This is a genomic window from Janthinobacterium paucivorans (genome assembly GCF_051380805.1).
Classification (GTDB): Bacteria; Pseudomonadota; Gammaproteobacteria; order Burkholderiales; family Burkholderiaceae_D; genus Janthinobacterium; species Janthinobacterium lividum_D.
On sequence record NZ_JBNYXR010000009.1, the window covers coordinates 165,620 to 185,649 of the forward strand.

At 60.2% G+C, this 20,030-nt stretch carries 22 protein-coding genes and 1 pseudogene; 10 read left to right on the forward strand and 13 right to left on the reverse strand.

Annotation, left to right across the window (positions count from 1 at the left end; all coding sequences use genetic code 11):
* The first annotated feature begins 51 nt into the window (after window positions 1-51).
* The 3 genes from ACQ4V8_RS13180 to ACQ4V8_RS13190 all read left to right on the forward strand — a co-directional run bounded on the left by ACQ4V8_RS13180 (window position 52) and on the right by ACQ4V8_RS13190 (window position 2,020).
* A complete protein-coding gene (locus ACQ4V8_RS13180) occupies window positions 52-1,176 on the forward strand; it encodes an alkene reductase (RefSeq protein ID WP_010397893.1) in 1,125 nt (374 codons plus the stop codon).
* A gap of 93 nt (window positions 1,177-1,269) precedes the next feature.
* Window positions 1,270-1,575: an ArsR/SmtB family transcription factor gene (locus tag ACQ4V8_RS13185; protein WP_010397896.1), complete on the forward strand. Its 306-nt coding sequence runs from the start codon at window positions 1,270-1,272 to the stop codon at window positions 1,573-1,575.
* 223 nt (window positions 1,576-1,798) lie between these two features.
* Complete coding sequence (locus tag ACQ4V8_RS13190) at window positions 1,799-2,020, forward strand: hypothetical protein (protein ID WP_010397898.1); 222 nt, start codon at window positions 1,799-1,801, stop codon at window positions 2,018-2,020.
* A 13-nt stretch (window positions 2,021-2,033) separates the two neighbouring features.
* Here ACQ4V8_RS13190 and ACQ4V8_RS13195 read toward each other — a convergent pair whose 3' ends face one another.
* The 8 genes from ACQ4V8_RS13195 to ACQ4V8_RS13230 form a co-directional block, all read right to left on the reverse strand.
* Window positions 2,034-2,279: a hypothetical protein gene (locus ACQ4V8_RS13195; RefSeq protein WP_070347237.1), complete on the reverse strand. Its 246-nt coding sequence runs from the start codon at window positions 2,277-2,279 to the stop codon at window positions 2,034-2,036.
* 56 nt (window positions 2,280-2,335) lie between these two features.
* Window positions 2,336-2,557, reverse strand: a complete 222-nt coding sequence (locus ACQ4V8_RS13200; RefSeq protein ID WP_070347238.1) for a hypothetical protein — start codon at window positions 2,555-2,557, stop codon at window positions 2,336-2,338.
* On the reverse strand, window positions 2,554-2,760 hold the full coding sequence (locus tag ACQ4V8_RS13205; RefSeq protein WP_070347239.1) for a hypothetical protein: 207 nt from the start codon (window positions 2,758-2,760) through the stop codon (window positions 2,554-2,556). The genes ACQ4V8_RS13200 and ACQ4V8_RS13205 overlap by 4 nt, the downstream gene beginning before the upstream one ends.
* Window positions 2,761-2,855: 95 nt before the next feature.
* Complete coding sequence (gene mntP / locus ACQ4V8_RS13210) at window positions 2,856-3,425, reverse strand: manganese efflux pump MntP (protein WP_010397905.1); 570 nt, start codon at window positions 3,423-3,425, stop codon at window positions 2,856-2,858.
* A gap of 58 nt (window positions 3,426-3,483) precedes the next feature.
* Complete coding sequence (locus ACQ4V8_RS13215; protein WP_436571625.1) at window positions 3,484-4,338, reverse strand: undecaprenyl-diphosphate phosphatase; 855 nt, start codon at window positions 4,336-4,338, stop codon at window positions 3,484-3,486.
* 288 nt (window positions 4,339-4,626) lie between these two features.
* Window positions 4,627-4,785, reverse strand: coding sequence for a hypothetical protein (locus tag ACQ4V8_RS13220; protein WP_157998732.1), 159 nt, complete (start codon window positions 4,783-4,785; stop codon window positions 4,627-4,629).
* A gap of 2 nt (window positions 4,786-4,787) precedes the next feature.
* The gene (locus ACQ4V8_RS13225; protein WP_436571626.1) at window positions 4,788-5,429 is read right to left on the reverse strand and encodes a hypothetical protein; all 642 of its coding nucleotides are present in this window, start codon (window positions 5,427-5,429) and stop codon (window positions 4,788-4,790) included.
* A 152-nt stretch (window positions 5,430-5,581) separates the two neighbouring features.
* Complete coding sequence (locus ACQ4V8_RS13230; RefSeq protein ID WP_029496383.1) at window positions 5,582-5,899, reverse strand: hypothetical protein; 318 nt, start codon at window positions 5,897-5,899, stop codon at window positions 5,582-5,584.
* 175 nt (window positions 5,900-6,074) lie between these two features.
* On the opposite strand from ACQ4V8_RS13230, the gene ACQ4V8_RS13235 reads away from it, so the two are divergent.
* A complete protein-coding gene (locus ACQ4V8_RS13235) occupies window positions 6,075-7,199 on the forward strand; it encodes a sensor histidine kinase (RefSeq protein WP_208760794.1) in 1,125 nt (374 codons plus the stop codon).
* Between the two features lie 118 nt (window positions 7,200-7,317).
* Here the strand turns inward: ACQ4V8_RS13235 and ACQ4V8_RS13240 are convergent, their stop codons facing one another.
* Entirely contained in the window at window positions 7,318-8,136 is an 819-nt protein-coding gene (locus ACQ4V8_RS13240) for an AraC family transcriptional regulator (protein ID WP_436571627.1), read from the reverse strand.
* 111 nt (window positions 8,137-8,247) lie between these two features.
* On the opposite strand from ACQ4V8_RS13240, the gene ACQ4V8_RS13245 reads away from it, so the two are divergent.
* Window positions 8,248-9,873 carry a methyl-accepting chemotaxis protein gene (locus ACQ4V8_RS13245; protein ID WP_436571628.1) on the forward strand — a complete coding sequence of 542 codons (1,626 nt, stop codon included), beginning with the start codon at window positions 8,248-8,250 and terminating at the stop codon, window positions 9,871-9,873.
* A 300-nt stretch (window positions 9,874-10,173) separates the two neighbouring features.
* Complete coding sequence (locus ACQ4V8_RS13250; RefSeq protein ID WP_010397915.1) at window positions 10,174-10,863, forward strand: DUF3334 family protein; 690 nt, start codon at window positions 10,174-10,176, stop codon at window positions 10,861-10,863.
* A gap of 514 nt (window positions 10,864-11,377) precedes the next feature.
* Here the strand turns inward: ACQ4V8_RS13250 and ACQ4V8_RS13255 are convergent.
* A pseudogene (locus ACQ4V8_RS13255) lies at window positions 11,378-11,610 on the reverse strand (transposase); the annotation flags it as partial.
* Window positions 11,611-11,710: 100 nt separating this feature from the next.
* Window positions 11,711-12,637, reverse strand: a complete 927-nt coding sequence (locus ACQ4V8_RS13260) for a hypothetical protein (RefSeq protein ID WP_436571629.1) — start codon at window positions 12,635-12,637, stop codon at window positions 11,711-11,713.
* A gap of 879 nt (window positions 12,638-13,516) precedes the next feature.
* On the opposite strand from ACQ4V8_RS13260, the gene ACQ4V8_RS13265 reads away from it, so the two are divergent.
* From ACQ4V8_RS13265 to ACQ4V8_RS13280, 4 genes are all read left to right on the forward strand, one after another.
* Entirely contained in the window at window positions 13,517-15,115 is a 1,599-nt protein-coding gene (locus ACQ4V8_RS13265) for an ABC-F family ATPase (protein WP_010397937.1), read from the forward strand.
* A gap of 236 nt (window positions 15,116-15,351) precedes the next feature.
* Complete coding sequence (nadA, locus tag ACQ4V8_RS13270; protein ID WP_010397939.1) at window positions 15,352-16,485, forward strand: quinolinate synthase NadA; 1,134 nt, start codon at window positions 15,352-15,354, stop codon at window positions 16,483-16,485.
* The gene (gene nadC / locus ACQ4V8_RS13275) at window positions 16,482-17,348 is read left to right on the forward strand and encodes a carboxylating nicotinate-nucleotide diphosphorylase (protein ID WP_010397942.1); all 867 of its coding nucleotides are present in this window, start codon (window positions 16,482-16,484) and stop codon (window positions 17,346-17,348) included. The genes nadA and nadC overlap by 4 nt, the downstream gene beginning before the upstream one ends.
* Before the next feature lie 29 nt (window positions 17,349-17,377).
* Window positions 17,378-18,112 (forward strand): substrate-binding periplasmic protein, encoded by a 735-nt coding sequence (locus ACQ4V8_RS13280; RefSeq protein WP_261981164.1) that lies wholly within the window; start codon window positions 17,378-17,380, stop codon window positions 18,110-18,112.
* Window positions 18,113-18,154: 42 nt separating this feature from the next.
* On the opposite strand, the gene ypfJ is transcribed toward ACQ4V8_RS13280, so the two are convergent.
* Together ypfJ and ACQ4V8_RS13290 are read right to left on the reverse strand one after the other, a co-directional pair.
* A complete protein-coding gene (gene ypfJ / locus ACQ4V8_RS13285; RefSeq protein ID WP_010397945.1) occupies window positions 18,155-19,042 on the reverse strand; it encodes a KPN_02809 family neutral zinc metallopeptidase in 888 nt (295 codons plus the stop codon).
* Window positions 19,043-19,314: 272 nt separating this feature from the next.
* Window positions 19,315-19,995 carry a DNA alkylation repair protein gene (locus ACQ4V8_RS13290; RefSeq protein WP_436571630.1) on the reverse strand — a complete coding sequence of 227 codons (681 nt, stop codon included), beginning with the start codon at window positions 19,993-19,995 and terminating at the stop codon, window positions 19,315-19,317.
* Between the last annotated feature and the right edge of the window lie 35 nt (window positions 19,996-20,030).

Genomic DNA, 20,030 nt, shown 5'->3' on the forward strand with positions numbered 1-20,030 from the left:
GCCTGTTGCTCTTCCTCTGGCAGCTGCTGCACTCAAACAAAGGATGAAATTTTGGAACACTCGACACTTTTTACAACGACCAGCCTCGGCCCGTACACCTTGAAAAGCCGTATCGTTTTGCCGCCTCTGACGCGCTCGCGCAGCACGCAGCCCGGCAATATCGCCAATGATCTGATGGCTACTTACTATGGACAGCGCAGTAGCGCCGGCTTCATGGTGACCGAAGGTAGCCAGATCGAACCACGTGGCCAAGGATATGCATGGACGCCTGGCATACATTCGGCAGAGCAAGTTGAGGGCTGGCGCAAGGTGACGGCGCGCGTGCATGCGCAAGGGGGCATCATCTTCGCGCAGTTATGGCATGTGGGCCGGGTGTCGCACACCACGCTGCAGCCTGGAGGCGCCGCACCGGTCGCGCCATCGGCCATCCTGGCGCCAGGGGTCAGCGTATTTATCGAGACGAGTCCCGGCGTTGGTGCCTTGGCGCAGCCGTCGATGCCGCGCGCCTTGGAGCGTGAGGAAATTACCGAGTTGGTAGCCATGTATGCGCAGGCCGCTGAAAACGCCATGGCGGCCGGTTTCGATGGCGTCGAATTGCATGCTGCGAATGGCTATCTGATTAATCAATTTATTTCGGCCCACAGTAACCAGCGTGACGACGAGTATGGCGGCAGTTTGAGCAAGCGCCTGCGCTTCCTGCGCGAAGTCACGCAGGCGGTGGCCGACAAGGTGGGAAAAGATCGTGTCGGCGTGCGTTTTGCACCCTTGTTCCAGAGCACGGACGAAGCGCGCGTCTATTTGGGGCTGGTCGAAGACGATCCCCATGGCACCTACATTGAAGCGATCAAGGTGCTCGAGGAAGTCGGCATCGCCTATCTGTCCTTGGCCGAAGCGGATTGGGACAATGCGCCCGAACTCCCGGAAACCTTTCGCGTCGCTGTGCGCGCCACATTTAGCGGACAGATCATTTACGCGGGAAAATACACGGCAACGCGCGGCGAACGGGTCATCGAGCAAGGCTGGGGCGACTTGATCGCCTTCGGCCGGCCATTCATCGCCAATCCGGACTTGCCGCAACGCATAGCCAACGGCTGGTCTCTTAATGCTGCTGATCCGAGCACCATGTACGGCGGCACGGCTGTCGGGTATACCGACTACCCACGCTACGGTGCTTAAGACGCGATTGCCGGTTATCACGGGCGGCGTATTTGCGCTGTAATCTTGATCGAAAATATCGTAATATGTCGAAAAGTCGATATGGTGTGATTTATGAGTGTAGATATCAGCGAAGTCCTGAAGGCCCTGGATAACCCGGGCAGGCTGGCGATCCTTTCCTGGCTCAAGGAGCCCGCCAAAAACTTCCCCGAACAGGCCGTCGATGCCGACGAGGTCGGCGTATGCGTGAGCATTATCCAGGCCCGCGCCAACTTGTCGCAATCGACGGTTTCCCTGTACTTGGCGGCGCTGCAGCGCGCCAAGTTGGTGACGTCGCAACGGATAGGTCCCTGGACTTACTATAAGCGCCACGATGAAAACATCGCCGAGTTTCAGCGCGCGCTGAGCGTGATGATATGACGCGAGAGTCGTCGGCGCACGCGCGCAATTGAACCAGCCTGCCACTATTGGCTGACGCCTTGCGCAGCGTCCAGACTCGGGCAGTCATGCCCGAGCGGCGAGGATGCACACGGGGAGGGCGCGCGTTTGGCGTGGGTGTGGTCCAGCGTACAGACTGCGGGCGCCGATCTGGCGCACAGTGGTGCTCAGTCAGATGGCTGACGCTTCTTGCATCGGAGGAACCATGTCGTTTGAAAATCCCACCATCCACAAAGGCTTTATCATTAGCGCCACGGCCAGCCAGCGCCGCGATGGTCGCTGGGTCGGCTCGTACGTCAGCCTGAACCAGGCCTGCGGCGCGTATGCCGACACCTGCGACTACGACGATTGCAGCAATGAAAAAGAGGCGCAGCAACTGGCGCTGTCTGTCGCTTGGCGCCTGGCCGACGGCATGCAGGCCGCTTAAGCCGTACGCCGCGTCAGCTTTTGCGTCGCAAGGCCACCAGCAAGCCGAGCACGGGCAAGAATAGGGCGGTGGCCAGGCGTACGGCATTCAATGAAGCCGTCTCCACGCCCAGCACATGCGGCAGGGCCAGCAGTAACAGTGGAGCCGGTACGGCGATGGCAAAGAAAAACAGATACCATGAGTAGCCCTTCCTCTTGGCCAGCAAGGCAATCAGGGCGCAGCCGATCAGGAAGGCCAGCGGTAAATTCACAAATTCCATGGTGACGCACTCTTAGCGGGGGGAGCGCGATTATACGCGTCTGTGCCTGCGTCGCGTTAATTGCCGACCATATCAGACGACTGCGGCACCCGCTTGCTACCGGCCGGTAAAGCCGCGGGCGGCAGCGCCGTGATGGTGCCGCGATAGAGGCGTTGCCGGGGATGCGCCGACGCCCCGGTCAAGGCCGCATGCACGCGCTTGTCGCTGCACGGCGTTTCGATCAGCACGGGCTTGGTGCATACCTGCTGCGTAGCGCCGCTTGCGGCAAGCGCCATCATCGAGCGCGAATGGCGCGTATTTGCTGGGCCGTTTCCTCGATCTCCCGATACGCTTCCTGGACATAGCCATGGATCGGGTGCTCATCCATCCACGCGATATAGGCGCGTTCGTCGTGCTTGATGGCAAAAGGAATATGCTGGTCGCGTATCGATACGGCTGTTTCGCGCACCAGCGAGGCAAATAGCAGCTCCAGAGTTTCCATGATGATCTCCTCGCGAGACAGCAATACAGGATGACGACTGTAGCACAAAGCGCGCCGCGCGCCACGCCGGCGCCTGTGGCGTGCGCGCCCTGGCCTCAGGCTGGATGACCGATATGCTCGTACAAAATTACGCAGCCGATGATGATCAGCACCAGGCCGCCCAGCAGTTCGGCGCGCCGGCCCGCCAGCGTGCCCAGTACCCGGCCCAGCATGACACCCAGAGTAACCATGACGAAAGTAGAAAAGCCGATGGCGGCGGCTGTCACGACAATGTTGGCGCCCAGCAAAGCTAAGCCCGCGCCCACCACCATGGCGTCGATGCTGGTGGCCAGGCCGGTGACGGCTAGCACCCAGAATGAGTGCGACTGGACCGGTGCTTCTTCCTCGTCGGCGTCGGCGAGGGCATTGCGTATCATTAATAGGCCGATGCTGCCCAGCAGGCCGAAGGCGATCCAGTGGTCCCACGCTTCCACGTATGGCGCCGCCACGCTGCCCAGGGCCCAGCCGATAATGGGCGTGATGGCTTCGATGATGCCGAAGATGAGCCCCGTGCGCAGCGCTTCGCGCCATTGCGGCTTGTGCAGGGCGGCGCCCTTGCCCACGGCGGCGGCGAAGGCGTCGGTGGACATGGCAAGCGAGAGAGCGGCGGTGGCTGCGAAATTCATCGTTGGCTTTCTGTAAAACCTGGCTGGGATGGGAGTGGAAACTGCAAACCCGGCGATTTTACCCCAGGTACAGCACCACCAGCGAGGCCAGCAGGCAATATCCGCCAAAGAAATGCCAGCGCCCCTGTTCCAGCCAGTGCGACAGCCAGCGCAGGGCCAGCAAGCCCGCCAGGAACGAGAGCAGCATGCCCAGCAGGCTCGGGCCGAGCAGGTGCAGCATGCTATTGCCGTGTTGTAAATGGTCCAGGCTGCCATTTGCCATGGCCTGGTAAAAGCGCCAGCCCTCTTTGAGCAGCACGGCTGGCGTCAGCACCACGGCCAGGGCAAAGCTGAATTCTTCCGCACTGCGCTGCGGCACGCCCATGGCGATGCCGGTCGAAATGGTGGCGCCCGAACGGGAAAAGCCGCGCAAGGGCAGGCACAGGCCTTGTACGGCGCCAATCACCATGGCCTTGACCAGCGACAAGGTGCCGCCTTCACGCGCCTTCAGTCGCGAGGACGCGATGATCAATATCCCGGCGGCGGCCAGCGCGGCGGCCATCAGTTGCGCATTGCCGAACAGATGCTCGATTTCAAAACCGGGCGTATCCTTGCGCATGATGTGGGTAATGCCCTCCAGCAAGCCGAAGCCGACGATGCCCGTCATTGCGGTAGCAGCGGCGAGCAGCAGGACATTGCTGCGCAAGGCGGTGGCCGAACTGAAATACGTGGCGCGCCAGGATGTCCAGAAGTAGACGATGACGGCGAACATGGTGCCGGTATGCAACATCACCAGCAGCATGGTCAGTTCTGGAGACGTGGGGTCCAGGCCCATCAGTTTTTCCGCCATGATGACGTGGGCGGAACTGGATACGGGCAGCAGCTCGGCGAAGCCCTGGACGATGGAAAGAATAAATAATTGCAGGAAGCTCATGGGTATCAGGACGCGGGCGTGGCAAAAAGGGTCGCCGATTCTACCTGCCGGTGGCGCCGCGCACGCCCTGCGCCGGATTACAGTTTGTCCATGTTTTGCAGCCAGGCTGCGTCTTGCCGCTTGAACACGGCGCGCAATGCGCGTTCAGGGCTATCCGATAATTGATGATAGAGGCTAGAGGCTAGAGGTTAGAGGCTAGAGGCTGGCATGGGTCTCTTCCGGCATCCTTTTCAGATGCCATGGCAAGCCGGGACGCCGCCTGAGGCGCCAGGGTGCCCTGGTTTCATCCTAGCAGGTGGCCAATGCCAGACCATGGTTGAACGGCGGCGGTTCCAGCACATATATTTCCAGCACCAACAGGCCCGCCAGCAATTCGCCGACGATGACCGTTTCGCCCACCACGGGGGCGCTCTTGCGCTCTTCGGCGCTGTCTGTCGGGCCCGTCAAATTTACTTGATCGTCAACAGTTCCCGTTCGCGCACGACACCTGTCTTGTCTACCGTATAGGCGACCAGCAGCGCGCCGTCGTCGGCGCAAGCATGGCAGCTTTTCATGGGCGTGGCAAACAGCAAGCGCAAGCCGCCATCGCCGATGGCCGTGCTGCCGACGAACTCGGCCGGAGCAAACGGTACGGCGTCCGGGTGGGCGCTGGCAAAGGCGCGCCAGGCGGGGCTGGCGCGGTCTTCCTCGCGCACCGCGTCTTCGTCGACGTCGATGGCCGCGCCATCGCTGCCAATGAGCAAGCTGCCTTCGTTCGTGTTGGCGCGGAAAGGATAGGTCACGGTGGCCAGTGCCGCCTTGTCCAGCGGGCGCCAGGCCGAGATGAAGCCCGCCTTGCCTGCCTTGACCAGCATCCTGGCTGCGGCGATCGCTCGCGGACGCGCGCCGTAGCGCTGCATGCTGCGCAGCAGGCAGACCTCGGGCGCGGCGCTCGATTGCTCGCTGCGGCAGGCCGACAGCGAGCGTTCCTGCCATACGGCGCGCGCGTCGACAGGGCCCGTCTCCAGTGCAAGAGCCGCTTGCGGGGAGGTCAGGGCGCAGCACGCCAGGACGGCGCAGCGAATTAGGTGGCGGGAAAAGCGTGTAGACATGGGGAGCTTTCAAGAACGGAAACAGGAGAAGCGTCAATTATAGGACGGCGCCGGCGTGCTGGCCCGCACCATCGGCTTGCTTCAGGGCACTGTACGACGCGTATTGCGCGCTTTGGCGCCCGGCCAGACGGGTGGGGCTCGTGGTGCGGCTATCAGGACGCAGCGCTAAGGAAGCGCGCGTCGATGTCTTCGGGCAGCGGTCCCACGGTGACCGTGGTGTGCCAGGCGGAAGGCTTGTCGTTGCCATCAAACAAGGCGATGCGCGTGTGGACAAACAGGACCGAATACACGCCAGATTTCACGTCGCGCTGCAAGTCCCAGTGCAGCAGTTCGATCGCTTCACCCAGGCGCGGCAGATGGGCGCCCGTTGGCAGCTGAATGTTCTGATTGATGAATTCCCTGCTTGGGCCCGGTTCCTTGTGGCGCGGATCGATGTAGCGGAACGAGACACTGGTAGTAATGGTTTGCATGGGCGGCACCTGCTTGGTTAGGTATCTGCTGACAATAGCACGGGACGATGATCGGCGCGTGCGCCGCACGTTGCCAGACGCGCGCATGCGCAGTTATGTTCGCTAGCAGACGGTGCTTGGCCGATCATTCGCTTAGGCTGGCGCATTGTCCATCCTTGAGATTGCCGGAAACGCCATGATGCATCTATTTTTATCCGAAAATCGCGCCGAACTGGAGCGTCGTTGCCGAGACAAAGTTGCCAAGAGGCCTTTGCGATTACCGACCGAGCAACAGTTGCAACATGGCATACCCATCTTTCTGGACCAGCTGATCCGCACCTTGAAAGCCGAGGAGGCGGGCCTGATGGTGAAGAGCCTGGCTATTTCCGGTCCCGCCGACGGCAATGCGCTGGCGATATCGGAACTGGCCGATAGCGCCACCACGCACGGCGGGCAATTACTGGCACTTGGCTATTCGGTCAGCCAGGTGGTGCACGATTATGGCGACCTGTGCCAGGCTGTCAGCGACCTGGCCCTGGCGCTGGGCGAGCAATTCGCCGTCGAGGAATTCAGGACGTTGAACCGTTGCCTCGACAACGGCATTGCCGAAGCCGTCTCCGAATTTACCCAGCGGCGCGACGTGCTGATTGCTGACGGGCAGGCTTTGCTGCTGAGCCAGCGCATCGGCTTTTTTGCCCATGAATTGCGCAATCACCTGGGTACGGCCAGCCTGGCCGTCGCCGCGATCAAGCAGGGCGGCATGGGCGTGACGGGGGCGACGGGCGCCGTGCTCGACCGCAGTCTCGTCGGTTTGCGTACCCTGATCGACCGCTCTTTGGCGGAAGTGCGGGTGGAGGCGGGACTGACCTTGCAGCGGTCGGTCTTTTTGCTCAGTAATTTTATCAGTGAACTCAGCTATTCGGCGCAGCTCGAGGCGGACTTGCTACGCTGCACCTTGGTTGTGGAAGAGGTTGCTCCCTTGCTGCAGCTCGATGCCGACCAGGATTTGCTACTCTCTGCGGTGGGGAACTTGCTGCAGAATGCCTTCAAGTTCGGTGCGCCAAATGGCACGGTGGTGCTGCGCGCGTATGCGAGTGGCGAGCGTGTCAAGATCGAAGTAGAAGACAACGGCGCCGGCCTGGCGCCGCAGGCCGCGCATGACTTGTTCTTGCCGTTTACGCAAGGCGGTGCTAACAAGACGGGACTGGGCCTGGGCCTGTCGATTGCCCGGCGCAGCGTGGAAGCCAATGCTGGCACCTTGAGTGTGGAAAGTGTGCCTGGTCATGGTTGCATCTTCATCATCGACCTGCCGCAGCGCTAGCCATCTAAGTTGCCATCCGAGCAGATTCGGGCTGGCAGAACACTTGCGGTGCCAGCGTGACGCGATTGCGCAGCCTGGAGCGGGGGCGGGGCGGCGACTCGCTGGCCATCTTCGAGATCTAGCTTGCGCCCTGTGCCAGCCAGTCGCGTGGCGACAAGCCGGTGCATGCGCGAAAGGCCCGGGTGAAGGCCGGCTGGCTGCCATAGCCCACTTCCAGCGCGACATCTTGCACCAGCCAGCCTTGCCGTAGCAGCGCCTGGGCGCGCAGCATGCGCTGGCCCGTCAGGTATTGGGCCGGCGGGCAAGCGACGGCCGCATGGAACTGGCGCGCGAAGCGGCTGCGCGACATGCCGCACAGGCTTGCCAGCGATGCCACCGTCCAGTGGCGCCCCGGATGCTCGTGCATGGCAGTCATGGCATTGGTGAGGGCGGCGTTGGACTGGTCGAGCAGGCACGCGGCCGACATGAGGCGGTTGGCCAGCGCATGGCGCAATAGCTGGACGATCAGGACGTCGCACAGACGGTTGAGCACCACTTTTCGCCCCAGTTCGCCACGGTGGGCCTCATCGAACAGCAGTTCGAGCACGCCAGACATGGCCGGAAGTTGCGCCAGTGGCAGATGCAGGAAGGCCGGCAGACTGTTGAGCATGGCCTCATCGTCGCCGGCCAGATGCACGGTTGCGCATAGCAGTTGCGCCGTGCAGGCGCCGGTGCGCAGCGCATGCGTATGCGGGCGCGGATAGAAAACCAGCGCGGGCGCATCAATGCGCAGCACGGTGCCGTCTGCGTGGGCGAAAGTCGCCGGCCCCTCGCGCACCAGGTGCAAATGCCCCCTTCCCGGTTGCGCGGGAAAGTGGTTATTGCCGCAAAACGCCCCCTGGAAAAAAGTATCGGCTGAAAATCCAAAGCGCAGCAGCAAGGCAGACAATTGATCCATGGAAGTAAGATAAAGACGATAAGATATAAATTGTATCCCTAAAGCAACAAAAGTTTCCACATTTTTCGCTATGATGGCGCCTTGATGTTTGTTCTGATATGGAGTATGAAAATGGCATTATCCAACTTAAAGATCGGTACCCGCCTGTATCTGGCCTTCGGCGTCGTCGTCGCTTTGCTGGCCATATTGGTCGCCTCTGCGCAAGCGAATTTTTCCCGCCTGGATGATGCCAATGGACTCAATATTCATACCTATGAAGTCATGCGGGAGGCCGATGCCTTGCTCGTAAGCCTGATCAACATCGAGACTGGTGAGCGCGGCTTTGCCCTTACCGGCAAGGATAGCTCACTGGAGCCGCTGGCAAGTGGTCAGCGCGATTTTGCCGAACATTTGCAAAAAATCCGCGCCTTGACTGCCGACAACCCTGCACAGCTGGACCGACTGAAGACATTGGAAGGCGCACAGAAGCAATGGCTGGCGACGGCGATCGAGCCCGTGATCGGCTTGCGTCGCGCGGCGGACGTCGATGGCAGCCTCGACGCCGTGGTGGCTGCCGAGCAGGCTGGCAAGGGCAAGGCCGCCATGGATGCGATGCGCATTGTACTTGCCGACATCGGCAAGACGGAAAGTATGTTGCTCGCGCAGCGTGCCTTGGATGTGGCTGCCTTGAAATTGCGCACAACGCTGGTCTTGCTGGGCGGCGGCGCGACCGCCGCTTTGCTGGCGTGCATGTTGGCGATCTTGCTGACTCGCAACATCACCCGTCCGCTGGCCGAGGCGGTGGCGTTGGCCCAGCGTGTGGCGCAGGGCGATCTGAGCAGTGATATCGTCGTGCGTTCGCACGATGAAACGGGTCAGCTGATGGCCGCCCTGCGTGACATGAACACGGCGCTGGTCAGCATCGTGGGCGAAGTGCGCGAAGGTACCGATACCATCGCCACTGCGTCTGCGCAGATCGCTGCCGGGACCATGGACCTGTCATCGCGCACGGAACAGCAGGCCAGTTCGCTGGAAGAAACAGCCTCTTCAATGGAGGAATTGACTGCCGCCGTCAAGCAAAATGCGGACAATGCGCTGGCGGCGCGCTCGCTGGCGTCGGCAGCGTCCGCCGTGGCAGTCAAGGGCGGTGCGGTAGTGTCCGAAGTGGTGCAGACCATGGGTTCGATCAATGATTCCTCGCGCAAGATTGCCGACATCATCGGCGTGATCGACGGTATCGCTTTCCAGACGAATATCCTGGCCCTGAATGCTGCCGTAGAGGCTGCCCGTGCCGGTGAGCAGGGACGCGGTTTTGCCGTCGTTGCCACCGAAGTGCGCAACTTGGCCCAGCGTTCGGCCAGCGCCGCCAAGGAAATCAAGAGCTTGATCGATGATTCCGTGGACAAGGTGGGTGCGGGCAGCAAGTTGGTCGACCAGGCCGGTGCCACCATGCAAGATGTGGTCGATAGTGTGCAGAGCCTGAGCGCCATCATCGGCGATATCACCGATGCGAGCGAAGAGCAGCGTCTCGGCATCGAGCAGGTAAATGAAGCCATCAGTCAAATGGACCAGGTGACGCAGCAAAATGCGGCCCTGGTCGAGGAAGCAGCGGCGGCGGCCACTGCGATGCAGGATCAGGCGGCGCAGCTGTCGCACGCCGTGCAAGTGTTTCGCCTGACGGACGCGCCGCAAAGCGCACAGGCCGGCGCGGCGCGGCCAGCCGGGGATCGCCCCCGAGCCTTGCCCCTGCGCGCCTAGGCCGCAGCATCCTGATCCCCACAGGTCGCGGCATATGGCATTTCCGCACAGATCGTCAAGTAAATGCAGGTATGGCTGGACGAGAATGTTACATATGGGTATTCTGCGCTTTGATACTTATTTCTACACAGAAAAAGTAAAATGACGGTCCGTGCCAGCGGTAACGCGGCTCGCATGGCCAGGCAAGGTCAGGCATGCAAAGGTGAAGTCGTCCGCTTGCTGAGCGAAACTGTTGTGTTTCTGCTCGCGACGGTCAGGTAAACAGTGCTGTCATCTTTAAAATAGTAGGAGAGATTGCTCATGGATGCAGAAAAGGATGTTGTGTACGGTACAGAAGATTTGTTAATGAGTTTGTGCAACTCGGTGGTGCGGGTACTCAACGTTGCAACGCAAAGTAAAGTCAATTATTCAGGCATGGTGCAGCGCATTACGAAGACCGGCCTGAAGCCGGACATCGGCTGCTTCGTCATGTTCGATGGCGGTTTCACTGGCCTGGTGGTGCTCAATTTCGCCGCCGATACGGCGATGGAAATCTACGAGCGCTATATGTTGCACATGGGTATGCCAAAGTCGGAACTGGCCAGTTTCTACACGTCGGACGAAGTGTCGAACATCATGGGCGAGCTGATGAACCAGATCGTGGGCGACTTTACGGGCAAGGTGCGGCGCGAGCTGCAAACGAACATCACCCAGAGCCAGCCGAAGATGCTGGTGCTGAACAAGCAGGTGATGCTCAGCGTGGACACGCCGCTGGACCGTCCGGAAATGCGCCGCGTCACCTTTTACACGGAAAAAAATAACATTTTCTATCTGGAACTGGCGATCGACCGTACCGAGTTCATCAAGTTGCACGATTTCGACTCGCGTGAAATCGATACCGACGCGCTGATGGAGACGGAATACGCGAACCGCGAACGCGACGCAGAGCCGGCAGCAGCCGAACCTGAAGACGACGATAACGCCGACCTGCTCAAGTCCCTGGGCATGTAAAAGCGCGCGCATTGCGCATCCCTGGCGGCATGCTTGCCGCCAGTTACTGCCGTTGAGTGCCGACAAAGTCTTGCTCACACATACGCCGCTGGTGCCGCTCCCAACGTAGGCGATGCCTATGAGGCGGCGCCAGCCGCCACTGCCCAAGTAGGCGCTGACGCGCCTGCCCGCGCACCGCCACCACGTTCAATGCCTGCTTGTCCTGACCCCTCCTCATTGTATCGATGTTGGCATGCCATGCCTCAACGATAGCTTCCTCGGCCTGCGCGTTGAGGGTGGCGCTGACGCATCGTTCGATAATGTATTTCCATCAAGCAATGTCGCGTAAGCGGTGAGTCATGTAGTTTGGTACAAATGTCCGCCTCCGGCGCGGCGCGTTCCACAGTGCCCCATTGCTTTTCTGCCTGCCTCTGCCGAGGCTTTCCGTGGTCGCTATCCGTTTGAAGGGGGGGGGCGCACTGATGCGCTCGATGAAGTGCTTATCACCAACGCAAGCAAAGAGGGGTAGGGATGGAATGGCGCGGTTCAGACCGGACTTCTGTTTCACCATCTTGTCGTGCGGTTCGCTGTTGCCCTTGGAAGACTTGGACATGTTGCGTCCTGCAAGTCCTCAATGCATACGAGCGCGCGGTTTGCGCGGGCGGCGAGTCTGATCGTCGTTGTGATTTTGTGCAGGAAGTCTTTGCGGGCGTTCGCGATGCCGGTGTGAATCTTCTGGGCACGGGCCTTCGCCTTCTTCCAGTTGCTGATGTTTCTTGAAGCTGTCTAGCGGCGCTCCAGCCCGATCGGCGGGTGCCGGGCGCCTTCGATTTTCAGATAGAACGGCTCGATCAGCTTGTGCAGCTTGTCACGGACCTGCGCCGCATACTTTCCTGAGCTTGCGCGCCGACGGCTCCATTTGGAAGTTCGCTATCGCCTGTGCTTCCTCTGGGCTCAAATATTTATTACTCAGCTCTATGACGGTGCGCTGTTTAATGTTTAATTCGGCCAGCGCATCCTTAGTAGAAGGGTGTTGCTCGATGAGTCGACGCAACTCACCGCTGCAATAGAGCTTGGTCATGCCGACGGTGAGCGCCTGCTGCAAGTCAGGGCGCGCTCGGGAGACGTAAAAAAACAGATCGCTCGGATAGTGCAGCAACAGGCGCGGTTCGACGACGATGCCCGAATAACCCGCAATTATCTCTTTTTCCCCGCCGACCTCGTATATCGAACGTGACATCAAGTCGAACCTGCCGACTTCTAGCATCCTAAATAAATGATGATAGTCAGCGCGTATCACTGTCAAGCCGTTGTCAGCCATGATGTCGCTATCGGACCAGAAGATGCCCGAGCCGATGCGTAAGCGCTGTAAGGCGCGAAGATCGTCAACGGACGAAGCCCGCTCGACGGTCGCCCGGTTGGCCAGGAACACGCGGTAGCCGCCACCGCCAAGATAAATGGGTACCGGTACCAGTAACAGCTTGCTGGTGAAATGCGCTCCGCCCGCTGTGGTCAATAGATCACACATCCCGCCATCCTCGACCAGCCGTGCGTAGCGCGCATCGGAAGTGAGACGTTTAGGCGTGACGCAGTCCTCAATGACATATTTACGTCCCGATGCCTTCAACGCCATATCGATCAATGACATGCGAAAATCCACCATCAGGTTTGCATCCTCTAACCTACGTCTCACCTTTGCACGTAATACATCGGCTCCTGCTTCCAACGCGCCACACGACGCTGGTGGCAAGAAGGTAATGATGATTCCGAAGACTAGCAAAGCCATTTTAAACATGCAGCATTCCTGATGGAAGATTGTCAATTTCGCATAATAGCACTCACATTCCAACTGGCGAACTTCGAAATTTTTCCGGCTCAAGATCGCGCTGTTGACTTTTTGTAGATCGCTTGGTTTGCCCAACGGATTGCGTATGTGCGGCACGATAGGGCGAGCTATTGGCGCTATGTTTCAAGGGCTGTTTGATGCGATGTAACCTGACTTTTTCAGGCAATGTTGTCGGGAAATCGCATTCCGCAGTACACCAAGAACTGGATGGGACTGTCGAAGGTGATGGCGCGGTAGCGCGCATGATTCTGAATTCAGCATTATTCAATTGAGAATTTGGCAAAGGTTAAGGGTATGAACAAGCATCGAAAATCGCTGAGCAGCGCAGATTTGAGAGAAATTCGGATAAGAAGCGGCTCGCCAGATATTCGTTCATTGCTGTGGGAGAGTAACCGCATGAGGAAGGTCGCTGGGGAGACGGACCAGCTAGACCGCAGCTTAGGACCGCGAGTCGGCGCCTTGGGCCTTGTCCGAGCGGAGCCACGCGCACCGCTCGACAGATAACGAGCCATCTATCCTGGAAAAGCCGCGAGTCGACCTGAGCGCGAGGTAATAGTATTAATGATCCTGTTTCGCGCACATGGCGCCCGAGGATGCTCAGCCCGTTACGCGCTGATCTTGGCCGATTGCCATTATGAGCCGATAGTAGGCTGTGGCGCTGCCGTAGCTCAGTGTTGGGCGCTAGAATTTTGCCACTCCTAAATCGTTCAATATACAGTTGTAAGTCATTGTTTTGAGGGGGGCTATACAGTGGCTCTTGGTGGGTGCTGTATAATAGTGAAAAAGTACTTAACTACCTGTTTTCACTGGATAAAGACCCGATACCACATGCTTTCTACAGCTAACATTACGATGCAGTTTGGCGCCAAGCCATTGTTTGAGAATATCTCCGTCAAGTTTGGCGACGGCAACCGCTATGGTTTGATCGGCGCCAACGGCTGCGGCAAGTCGACGTTCATGAAGATCCTGGGCGGCGACCTGGACCCGTCGGGCGGCAACGTCATGCTCGATACCAACGAGCGCCTGGGTAAGCTGCGCCAGGACCAGTTTGCGTTTGAAGACATGCGCGTGCTCGACGTGGTCATGATGGGGCATACGGAAATGTGGGCGGCCATCCAGCAACGCGACGCGATCTACGCGAACCCGGAAGCGACCGACGACGACTACATGCAGGCCGCCGAGCTGGAAGGCAAAGTGTCCGAATACGACGGTTACACGGCCGAATCGCGCGCCGGCGAACTGCTGCTGGGCGCCGGTGTCGCCATTGAACTGCATCAAGGCCCGATGAGCAATGTCTCGCCGGGCTGGAAGCTGCGCGTGTTGCTGGCGCAGGCGCTGTTCTCGAATCCGGACATCCTGCTGCTCGATGAGCCGACGAATAACTTGGACATCAACACGATTCGCTGGCTGGAAGACGTGCTCAACGAGCGCAATTCCACCATGATCATCATTTCCCATGATCGCCACTTCTTGAACCAGGTCTGCACCCACGTGGCCGACATGGATTACGGCACCCTGAAGATTTATCCGGGCAACTACGACGAATACATGTTCGCCTCGACCCAGGCGCGCAACCAGCAACTGGCCAACAACGCGAAAGCGAAAGACAAGGTTGCCGAGCTGCAGGAATTCGTGCGCCGCTTCGCCGCGAATAAATCCAAGGCTCGTCAGGCAACGTCGCGTGCCAAGCAGATCGAAAAGATCAAGGTTGACGATATCAAGCCATCGTCGCGCGCGTATCCGTTCGTGCGTTTCGACGGCGAAAAGAAATTGCACCGCCTGGCCGTGGAAGTCGAGAATATCTCGAAAGGTTTCGATCGTCAGCTGTTCAAGAATTTCAGCATCATGGTCGAAGCGGGTGAGCGCATCGCCATCATCGGCGCCAACGGCGCCGGCAAGACCACCATGCTGCGCTGTATCGCGGGCGATCTGGCTGGCCTGCAGCCTGACCAGGGCCGCGTGAAGTGGGCGGAAAACGCCAACGTGGGCTATATGCCGCAAGACCCGACGGAAGATTTCGCCAAGGATACCAACTTGACCGACTGGATCGGCCAGTGGACGAAAGAGGGCGACGACGACCAGGCCGTGCGTTCCATCCTGGGCCGCTTGCTGTTCGGCGGTGACGATGTGAAAAAAGCCGTCAAGGTGTTGTCCGGTGGTGAAAAGGGACGCATGATGTACGGCAAGCTGATGCTGGGCCGCCACAACGTGCTGATGCTCGATGAGCCGACCAACCACATGGACATGGAGTCGATCGAGTCTCTCAACATCGCGCTGGAAAAATACGCTGGCACCCTGGTCTTCGTGTCGCATGACCGCGAATTCGTATCCTCGCTGGCCAACCGCATCATCGAGATCAAGGAAAATGAAGTGGTCGACTACCGTGGCAACTATGAGGATTACCTCAGAAGCCAGGGCATCGACTAAACACCTGTGCTAACCCATCGAGCGTCGCGCTTTGCGGCCCGAGATGCGCAGCCTGCTGTCGGGCGGTTGCATATCACGGCCACAAATCGCTGCCGCTCGCTACGGGTTTGCCAGGCGTTGGTAAATTGCTGGCGTCAGTTGGCACCATTCAAACCGACGCGCCGCGGTCCTTTTGTTCCGGCGCAACTGCTTCATTGCGTTCGTGCCGGTTTGTCCCGTTTTTGTTTGACACAGCCATGCAAACTTTAGCCATTAAATCCGTCGAGTACGAACATCCACAAGACGGAGCCAGCTGCACCGCCCACGCCTGGGCACGCACGCCAGCGACGCCATCCCCGGCCGAGAAAGCCGAACTGATCACGCGCATCAAGCGCTTGCTGATCGAGCGCGAAGCCGTGCTCGTTGCCCACTACTACGTTGATGCTGACCTGCAAGACCTGGCCGAAGCCACGGGCGGCTGCGTCTCCGACTCGCTGGAAATGGCCCGTTTCGGGCGCGATCATGCGGCCAAGACCCTGGTCGTCGCTGGCGTGCGCTTCATGGGCGAAACGGCAAAGATCCTGAGTCCCGAGAAAACCGTGCTGATGCCCGACCTCGATGCGACCTGTTCGCTCGACCTTGGCTGCCCGGTGGACGAATTTACGGCCTTTTGCGACGCCCATCCCGACCGTACGGTGGTGGTGTATGCCAACACCAGCGCCGCCGTGAAGGCGCGCGCGGACTGGATGGTAACGTCGTCGATCGGCCTCGACATCGTTGCCCATCTGCATGCGCAGGGCAAGAAAATACTGTGGGCGCCCGACAAGCATCTGGGTTCGTATATCCAGAAGGAAACGGGCGCCGACATGCTGCTGTGGCAGGGTAGCTGCCTCGTACACGACGAATTCAAGGGTATCGAGCTCGATTTGCTCAAGCAAGAGTATCCGCAAGCGAAGGTGCTCGTGCACCCGGAATCGCCCGCCAACGTGGTGGCCCAGGCTGACATGGTGGGCTCGACGTCGCAAATGATTGCGGCAGCGCAAACCATGGACACCGACACCTTTATCGTCGCCACCGACAATGGCATCTTGCACAAGATGCGCGCGGCGGCACCGGGCAAGCGTTTCATCGAAGCGCCCACGGCCGGCAACAGTGCTACTTGCAAGAGTTGTGCGCACTGCCCGTGGATGGCCATGAATGGCTTGCTGAATCTGGCGCAAACGCTGGAAAACATGCACAATGAAATCCACGTCGATCCCGCCGTCGGCCAGCTGGCCGTGCGTTCGATCAAGCGCATGCTCGACTTCGCCGCCACCAAGAAGGCGGGCCTCAAGCCTGGTGCGGACCTGGCAAAAGAAACCACATTGTTCCAAGGAATCGGTCCAGCATGAGTACTCTCGTCAATTCTTTCGCTCCCTTCGATGCGGCCCTGGCGCGCGCGTTCGAGGGTAATTTGCTGGCCGCCTTGCTCGAAGACGTGGGTCAGTGCGACCTGACGGGCGAGCTGGTGCCGCCCGACGAGATCGTGACCGCGCGCGTCATCGTGCGTGAAGCTGCCGTGCTGTGCGGTGCGCCGTGGTTTGAAGGCATCATGAAAAGCCTGGACCGCAGCATCGATATCGTCTGGCATTATGCCGAAGGCGACATGATGAAGGCCGACAGTGTCGTGTGCACCATTGAAGCGCCGGCACGCGCCCTGCTGACGGCCGAGCGCAGCGCCCTCAATTTCCTGCAATTGCTGTCGGCCGTGGCCACCGCCACGCGCCATTATGTCGATGTGGTGGCGGGCACCAAGGCGTCCATTTTGGATACGCGCAAGACCTTGCCGGGCCTGCGCCTGGCGCAAAAGTACGCGGTGCGCGTCGGTGGTGGCAAGAACCAGCGCCTGGCGCTGTACGATGGCATCCTGATCAAGGAAAACCATATTGCGGCGGCCGGTGGCGTCAGCCAGGCCCTGGAAAACGCGCGCATGCTCGACGCGGGCGTGCCGGTGCAGATCGAGGTAGAAAACCTGGCGCAATTGCGCGAAGCGCTGGAGGCGGGCGCCGTATCCGTGTTGCTCGATAACTTCAGCAACGACATGCTGCGCGATGCAGTGGCCATGACCAACGGCCGCGCCTTGCTGGAGGCATCGGGCGGCATCAATGTCGACACCGTGCGCGCGATTGCCGAAACGGGCGTGGACCGCATCTCTGTCGGCAGCCTGACCAAGGATGTGCGGGCCACCGATTACTCCTTGCGCATCGTCGGCTGATGCGGCGAGCCGCGCGGCGCTGGCTTGCCTTGGCTCTGCTGTGGCCGGCGTGCGCCGTGTCCTTGCAGGTACAGGCGCGCGAGCTGCTGGTCGTGGGCGCGCAGTTCGAGCGCGTGTTCGAGTACCAGGACAGTGGCGAGTATGCGGGACTGGGCGTCGAGCTGGTACGCCTGATGGCGACGCGCACCGGCTATACCGTGCGCTTTCGCATGCTGCCTTGGGCGCGTGCGCAAGCCATGCTGGTGCAGGGCCAGGCCGATATCTTGATCGGCCCCTACAAGACGCCCGAGCGTATCGCCAGCATGGGCTTTTCCGACAAGCCGTTTTACCAGGACCAGATGGTCTTCTACACGCGCCAGGATGCCAGCTTCGACTGGGATGGCGACCCGGCGGTACTGAAGAACCGCAGAGTGGTGCTGCTCAATGGCTGGGCCTATGGCACGGACTGGGAGCGCATGCGTCACGGCTTGCAGATCAGCGTGGCCAATAATGTGGAAAATGGCTTGAAGATGCTGGTGCACAAGCACGTCGATGTGTTCGTCAGCAACCGCCGCAATACCGATCCCGTGATCAGCCGCCTGGGCTATGGCCGCCAAGTGAAACCCTTGCCCAAAGTCATAGAAATACAAAACGGCTATTTCGCCTTCCCCCGTTCGCCCGCCTTCGACAAGCTGCGCCTGCAGTTCGACCAGGAATTGAATAAGCTTATAGAGACAGGCGAATTGAAGCGACTGGGCAAGCGCTACGACGTCGGCGTGCCCTGAGTGCATGCCGTCGGCTGTGGCGGCATGCTTGCTGTAGCGGCATTACAGCTGGCGCGCTTCGAAGGTGTTGCACTGTGAAATCTGGCCGCTTGCCAGGCCCTTGCTGAACCAGCGCACGCGCTGTTCCGAACTGCCGTGCGTAAACGAGTCAGGCACGACATGGCCTTGCGACTGGCGCTGCAGCGCATCGTCGCCGATGGCCGTGGCCGCTTTCAGCGCCGCCTCCACGTCGCCCTGTTCCAGGATCTTGCGCTCCTGGTTCGCGTGGAAGGCCCAGACGCCGGCAAAGCAGTCGGCCTGCAATTCCAGGCGCACGGACATGGCATTGGCCTGGCGTTCCGACTGTGTGCGGCGCGCCTGGTCGACCTTTTCGGACAAGCCCAGCAGATTTTGCACGTGGTGGCCCACTTCGTGCGCGATCACATAGGCTTCGGCAAATTCGCCCGAGACCTTGAAGCGCTGCTGCATCAGCTTGAAGAAATCGAGGTCCAGGTAGATTTTCTGGTCGCCGGGGCAATAGAAGGGCCCGCTGGCGCTCTGGCCCGTGCCGCAGGCCGTCTCGGTGCTGCCCGAAAACAGCCGCAGCTTGGGGCGCACATAGCTGCCGCCTTCGGCCTTGAACAAGGCGCCCCAGGTGTCTTCCGTATCAGCCAGCACGATTTTCACGAAGCGTGCCATGTCGTCCGATGCCGGTGACTGGCGCGCGGGCGCCTGGCTTTGCTGCGTGCTGACCTGGCCGCCACCGCCGCTAAGCAGATTGAGCAAGGTCAACGGATTGACGCCCAGCACATAGCCGCCGATGAGGGCGATGACGATGGTGCCGATACCGATCGAGCGCCCACCAAGGCCAAAACCGCCGCCACTACCACTGCCTGCCACGCCACGGTAGTCTTCCACATTGTCGCTTTCGCGATTGCCTTCCCATTTCATGCTCTTTACTCCTGCTGTGATGGTGCGCTTGATTGCTGACGCCTGTATGGACGTTGTGCGACGAATCTTGTCATTATCTCAGTTATCAGGACAAGGACACGGGCGAGCATGTTACCCTTTGCAACTTTCCACCCATTCCACATCAGGGGCGCGCATGGCGCTCGCCAGCGAGACACACATTTCGCCCACGGCGGTAGTCCAGTACAACGCCTGCAAGGCCCATGATGTGCCAGCCTTGCTGGCCATCTATGCCGATCTCGCTGGGCAGGCGTTCAGCGTGGCTGGTGCTTCAACGCTTCACGGCGGCTGAGCAGGGACAATCGCTGGCGATGCGCGATAGTAAAGGCCACCACGTCTTCGGGCGCGTGGCGCGCGTAGTCGCGCAGGGCCCAGCCGATGGCCTTGCGGATGAAAAACTCGTCTTCCTGGGCCAGCGCCAGTGCTGCATCGAATAGCCAGCCGGCATCCGTGTTAGCGCGCCAGCCCAGTTGGTGCAGCATGGCGATGCGGCGCAGCCAGAAATCCGTGTGGCGCATGGCGTCATCCATATGTGCATGGGCGTCGCCGCCGCGCCGCAGTTCGGCCTGCAGTACGTCGCCGATGACGCCCGCCATGCCATCGACGCTGTCCCACCACGCGCGCTGGCGCGCCAGTGCCAGCAGGGCGGGGACGTGAGCGGTACCCAGTTGCCTTTGGTATCGGGCCAGCATGTCGAGCGCCACGTGCTGGTATTCGCGCTGCGGCTGCTGCCACAGCAGTTGCGCCTGTTCCAGCAAGACATCTGAACCGACACCTTGCAAGCGCGCCAGCCAGGTGTTGGCGGCCAGGCGCCGCTGCGGCGCGGCCACCCCCAGGAACACGAACTGGTTGCGCAGATAAGCCTGCATGGACGCCGCGCGTGCGGGATCGGCGGCCGCTTCCAGCGCGGCTGTCAATGCTGTCTGCAATTGCATCGCATCTCGCTTTCTTCCAGGCGTAAAAAAAGCGC

Coding starts and splice junctions, on each gene's coding strand:
- ACQ4V8_RS13250 (WP_010397915.1), top strand. CDS start 10,174: ATGGATGCAGAAAAGGATGTTGTGTACGGTACAGAAGATTTGTTAATG.
- ACQ4V8_RS13230 (WP_029496383.1), bottom strand. CDS start 5,899: ATGCAAACCATTACTACCAGTGTCTCGTTCCGCTACATCGATCCGCGC.
- nadA (WP_010397939.1), top strand. CDS start 15,352: ATGCAAACTTTAGCCATTAAATCCGTCGAGTACGAACATCCACAAGAC.
- ACQ4V8_RS13190 (WP_010397898.1), top strand. CDS start 1,799: ATGTCGTTTGAAAATCCCACCATCCACAAAGGCTTTATCATTAGCGCC.
- ACQ4V8_RS13205 (WP_070347239.1), bottom strand. CDS start 2,760: ATGGAAACTCTGGAGCTGCTATTTGCCTCGCTGGTGCGCGAAACAGCC.
- ACQ4V8_RS13200 (WP_070347238.1), bottom strand. CDS start 2,557: ATGATGGCGCTTGCCGCAAGCGGCGCTACGCAGCAGGTATGCACCAAG.
- ACQ4V8_RS13260 (WP_436571629.1), bottom strand. CDS start 12,637: ATGTTTAAAATGGCTTTGCTAGTCTTCGGAATCATCATTACCTTCTTG.
- ACQ4V8_RS13235 (WP_208760794.1), top strand. CDS start 6,075: ATGATGCATCTATTTTTATCCGAAAATCGCGCCGAACTGGAGCGTCGT.
- ACQ4V8_RS13240 (WP_436571627.1), bottom strand. CDS start 8,136: ATGGATCAATTGTCTGCCTTGCTGCTGCGCTTTGGATTTTCAGCCGAT.
- ACQ4V8_RS13195 (WP_070347237.1), bottom strand. CDS start 2,279: ATGGAATTTGTGAATTTACCGCTGGCCTTCCTGATCGGCTGCGCCCTG.
- ACQ4V8_RS13185 (WP_010397896.1), top strand. CDS start 1,270: ATGAGTGTAGATATCAGCGAAGTCCTGAAGGCCCTGGATAACCCGGGC.
- ACQ4V8_RS13265 (WP_010397937.1), top strand. CDS start 13,517: ATGCTTTCTACAGCTAACATTACGATGCAGTTTGGCGCCAAGCCATTG.
- ACQ4V8_RS13245 (WP_436571628.1), top strand. CDS start 8,248: ATGGCATTATCCAACTTAAAGATCGGTACCCGCCTGTATCTGGCCTTC.
- ypfJ (WP_010397945.1), bottom strand. CDS start 19,042: ATGAAATGGGAAGGCAATCGCGAAAGCGACAATGTGGAAGACTACCGT.
- nadC (WP_010397942.1), top strand. CDS start 16,482: ATGAGTACTCTCGTCAATTCTTTCGCTCCCTTCGATGCGGCCCTGGCG.
- ACQ4V8_RS13215 (WP_436571625.1), bottom strand. CDS start 4,338: ATGAGCTTCCTGCAATTATTTATTCTTTCCATCGTCCAGGGCTTCGCC.
- ACQ4V8_RS13225 (WP_436571626.1), bottom strand. CDS start 5,429: ATGTCTACACGCTTTTCCCGCCACCTAATTCGCTGCGCCGTCCTGGCG.
- ACQ4V8_RS13290 (WP_436571630.1), bottom strand. CDS start 19,995: ATGCAATTGCAGACAGCATTGACAGCCGCGCTGGAAGCGGCCGCCGAT.
- mntP (WP_010397905.1), bottom strand. CDS start 3,425: ATGAATTTCGCAGCCACCGCCGCTCTCTCGCTTGCCATGTCCACCGAC.